This window comes from Lonsdalea britannica, assembly GCF_946477055.1.
In the GTDB taxonomy this organism is placed as follows: Bacteria; Pseudomonadota; Gammaproteobacteria; order Enterobacterales; family Enterobacteriaceae; genus Lonsdalea; species Lonsdalea britannica_A.
Genome location: NZ_CAMKXG010000267.1, coordinates 1 through 4,573, shown reverse-complemented (window position 1 = coordinate 4,573; position 4,573 = coordinate 1). Strand labels below are relative to the sequence as shown.

General features: G+C 53.7%; 2 protein-coding genes and 1 pseudogene. All 3 read left to right on the top strand.

Features of this window, described 5'->3' with window-relative positions; all coding sequences use genetic code 11:
- Positions 1 to 226: pseudogene (locus tag Q7O77_RS14870) on the top strand (hypothetical protein); the annotation flags it as partial.
- Positions 223 to 1,155 carry a DUF4123 domain-containing protein gene (locus tag Q7O77_RS14865; protein WP_304168884.1) on the top strand — a complete coding sequence of 311 codons (933 nt, stop codon included), beginning with the start codon at positions 223 to 225 and terminating at the stop codon, positions 1,153 to 1,155. The pseudogene Q7O77_RS14870 and the gene Q7O77_RS14865, both read left to right, overlap by 4 nt.
- Before the next feature lie 14 nt (positions 1,156 to 1,169).
- Positions 1,170 to 4,573: DUF6531 domain-containing protein (locus Q7O77_RS14860; protein ID WP_304168881.1), on the top strand; the 3,404-nt coding region annotated here is incomplete at its 3' end.

Here is a 4,573-nt window from a genome sequence, read left to right as displayed (position 1 = left end):
CGCCACCGACGCCGAATGTGAAGCCTGGTCTGCGCATCGCTGGATTATCGGCAGCGAGTTTTATCACCATCCTCATTTTATTCATCTGACCATGAACCACGCCCTGGGAAAATGTATTCAGCTGTTCACATCCGAACCGCGCCATCTGGAAGACGTTCGATCACGTTACCACCGGCCTGACTGGATGAAGGGACTATCGCCTGACATATTGGAGGTCACCGAGTGACATCAACGACACCTTTAACCACGCCTTTTCTGACCGAAACACAAGATGACGCTGACGGATGGCTGGCACGTATCGACGAGGGCGGGTGTTTCATCGTGGCGGAAGCCGCACTGAACGACGCGGTGCCTTGGCTGGCTGAGCGCTGGGGCGGCGGTCTGGAATACACCCGGCTGTATTGGGGCGAGGCTGGACGCGAGCATGCGTCCATCTCTCCCTATTGCATCCCGGTTACCGCACAAAACTGGCCTCAGCTGGAAGAGTATCTTTGCACCCGGGACGGCTGGGGCATCGGTTTTCAGCTTGAGTGGTTCATGCAGGCCTATACGCCCGGACAGCAGCTGGTTGAGTTGGTCAGTCATCTGCGGCACTGGAGTCTGGTGGCCATTCCGGACGGAGAGAATGCCATTCTGCGCATCAGCGACTGGCTGATAGTGAAACAGCTTCTGTCGGCCAGCACGGCGCAGGAGGCGACGGCTCTGTTCGGCCCTATCGCCCGATTCTACGACATTGCGTTGGAAGGCGGCGCGTCGAAGGTGCTGACCCTCACGCATCGCGAGCCTCACGACATCCCCAATACCTCGCCCCGCCAACTCAGCGACGCCCAATGGCAGGCGCTCCTTGGCCCGTCCACGCAGAACGCTTTGGAAACCTACATGACTCACCTGCGCACCTACCACCCACGTTGGCAGTCCGAAGGAGACGACGTGCTGTTGGCATTTACTCAAGAACAGGTGAAGCAGGCCGAGCTACAAGGGTTTAACAACGACCGCGATATCGTGCGCTATCTGGCGCTGGTGACGGAGCTCAGCCCCGAATTTATCGGCGAGCCTTGGGCGCAAACGGTCATGGCGGAACCGGAAATTATCGGAACCCAGAACAAGATGGATCGCCTCTACGCCGCAGCGGTGAGCCAACAGAGCGAAGCATAAAAGGACGTAGTGCTATGGAACAGACGACATCAGCGACGCTGGTCTCCAGCGAAGAGGCCGCGAGTAAGAAATTTTCCAGCGATAAAGCCATCCCAGGAGGGTGTAAGGAATGCGCTTGTGAAATTTTCGTTCAATATTTATACGACTCGGGAAAACCCGTTCCTAACGCGCCTTTTGTCGTTAAGGACAGCAACGGTACGAATATTAGCGGCCAAACGGATGAGAACGGCTATTTCAAAATCTACGATATGGGTTGTAATGGCTACGAGTTAAATATTCAGGAAGGCAGCGACGAGTTCGAACCCGAAGACACCGTTACCAATAACCCGGTACTCCAGTCCAACCCCGAAGTTGCGGCACTCGCTGGCGAGTACTTCACGCTTTATTTGTTACTCAGCAAAGAAGGGTTGCTGGAATACGATCCGGAAGAGAGCAAACGCTACAACCAAGTCGGTATTAACAGTCATGTTTATGGTGGTATGTATTTTTACTATGAAGATAAATATGAGCTGGCTTATAACCGATTTATGGAGCTGAAGGACAGAATTAATAACGGTAGCCGAGAGCTGAAGCAGGCTATCAATAAAGTCCATCATAGTTTGTCAACGGAAGTCGCCAGTCATACGACGGAAACTGCTGTACTTCTCTTTTGTCAGATCATCCTTGGGTTTATCCCTGTTGTTGGACAAGCGCCCGATGTGTATTTCATTGGAGAATGGTGCTGGGCTGCCTATAAAAATCCTGAGAATCTTAAGGACATCTATTTTATTAGCGAGGGTGTTTTAGATGTTATTGGCGTAGTACCCGGTGCTGGCCATGTCCTTAAATATGCGGGTAAATCAGTATTAAAAGCGGTGGGCAAAGTCGCCGGTGCCGTTGCTGATAAACGCGCTATCCAGCTCGCAATACGAGAAATTCGACACCTGTCTGACGGTAATATTGTGCGATGGCTGATGGATTTTGCCTCCAAAATTAAAGCCATCGCGATTGAAGCCATCGAGTTGCTAAATAAAATTGCTTTGGCCATTGAGCGTATTTTGCAGGATGCGACCAACTCGGCGAAAAGCTGGATCGTGGCTTTCGCCAAAGACAGCTTTAATTCGATGGTTAGGGTTCTGAAATGGCTGATAGAAAAATTCGAAAGTGTCGTTAATACCATTATCGAGAAAGTGGAGTCTTTCATCGCCAAAATTGTGACCAAAAAACCAGGTACGGCACTTGGCAAAGGAAAAGCGAACAAACCGGAGCAAATGACGGCGGGGGCGACGAAACAGGAAAGTCGGGCGGCGGAAACAGAAGCGGAGAACGTGGCGAAGAAAAAAGAGGGTGAGCAGTGTACGTCCAAATCAACCTGCGAGGGTGACCCGGTCGATGTCGCCACGGGTTATGTCGTTGACTGGCGTACCGATTTTCAGATTTCCGGGCTTTTCCCTCTGGCTTTGAAAAGAAGTTATCGTTCGGGAGGAACGCGAGTTTCCGGCTTGCTGGGTGCGCTGTGGCGCAGCAACTGGGATATGAGCCTGAAACTTGAAAGCGACGTCGCGACGTTTACGGATGGGGAATTCAATCAGGCCATATTTACGCTCCCCGATGAAGGTCAATCGAGTCTTTCAAAATCCAATCCAGCATGGCGTTTAACGCGTCAGCAAGGCGTATTGGTGCTGCGTCATTGTGACGGTATGCGTTACTGGTTTGAACATACCCGGGGCGTGCAGCTGTGTTTGACCGCGGTAGAGGATAGCGTGGGCAATCGTACGTCGCTGCTGTGGGAATTTGGCGAATTACGATGGGTGGTGCTCGCGGATGAGCGTTTGGTACACGTGGAAACGAAGCACGGGCGAATCACATGTCTGACGTTATGTGATCGTCAGCGTCGGCCGCTACAGACTCTGGTTGACTACTCCTATGATGCGCAGGGTTACCTGTTGAGTGTCCGGGCTGGAGAGGGACGCAGTTTTGATTACCGTTATTCGCCGGAAGGTTGGATGTTGCGTTGGTCAGATTTGTCGGAAACCTGGGTAGAACATACCTATGACAGCCAGGGCCGAGCCGTGCGCGACCGTGCATCGGAAGGTTACTGGGCAGGTAGCTTCGACTATGACGATGAACGGCTCACCACCTATTACCATAATGGATTTGGTGGTGTGGCGCGCTACATCAGGGATGAACGCAACAATATTCTTAGCCATCAGACGCCCGATGGCGGCGAAACGCTTTACGAATGGGAACACAATCAGCTGGTGGCGCAAACTGACCCGTTGGGTCATCGCACCGAGTTCAAGCGTAATGATTGGGGCCAGATTACGACCGTAACGTTGCCAGACGGCGCGGTACACCACTATGACTATGATGATGATGCGCAGTTGCTGGCGTATACCGACCCTCTCGGCAACGTTTGGCGGTATCAGCGGAATGCTCAGGGTCAGGTGGTAGAAGTTAACGATCCTGAAGGACGTGAGTGGCTGCATAGTTATACCGATCAGGGCCTGCTGGAAACCATCATCGCCCCTAACGGGGTGTTGCAACGTTATCATTACAACGCGAGAGGGCTGGTCAGTACGATCGAAGTAGATAACGCTCCCACGGTACGATTCTTCTACGATGGTCAGGACAGGGTGACAGAACGCCATCAGGAGAGCCAATCTGGTCGGCTGGTACGTCGCTGGGAATATGAAGGCTACCGAGAAGCTCCATCAAAAGTCATCTATGAAGACGGTACTGAAACCACCTTTGGTTTTGATAAAGAAGGTAATCTCACCTCTGTTACCGATGCGTTAGGACAGCAGCACCAGTTCAGGTACGGCGCATTTGATAATCTGATGGAAGCCACCGATCCACTCGGCGCAACGGTCCGTTATCACTACAACGCTGAAGCCGAATTTTCCGGTGTGACCAACAGTCACGGCGACGCCTGGACTTACTCTTTTGACGAGTGCGGACGGCTTTCCGAAGAGCGGCATTATGACGGACGCGTGTATCGCTATGCCTACGACGTGGCGGGGCGATTAACGTGTCGAACCGCCCCCGACGGCAGCCAGCAAGGCTACACGCACGACGCGTTGGGGCGGGTGACAGAAGTCCAGTGCCTCACCGCTGAAGGCGCGACGGAAAGCGTCACCTCGCTCGACTATGACATTGCGGGACGCCTGTTGCGCGCCAGCAACGCCGATGCCTGCGTGGAGTACGCTTATAACCGCTCCGGTCAGGTCATCTCCGAGCGGGTCAATGGGCAGGAAATACTCAGCGACTACGATGCGAGCGGGTACCGAGCGCAGGTCGACGGGCTGCTGGCACCGCTGCAACAGCAGTGGCAATCAGGGCGGTTATCGGCGTTGGGCGTAGGCTCGCATCAGGCGTTGTCGTTCAGCCATACGGACGCGGGTCAGGAAAGCCTGCGCAGCAACGGCGCGGGCTTCGC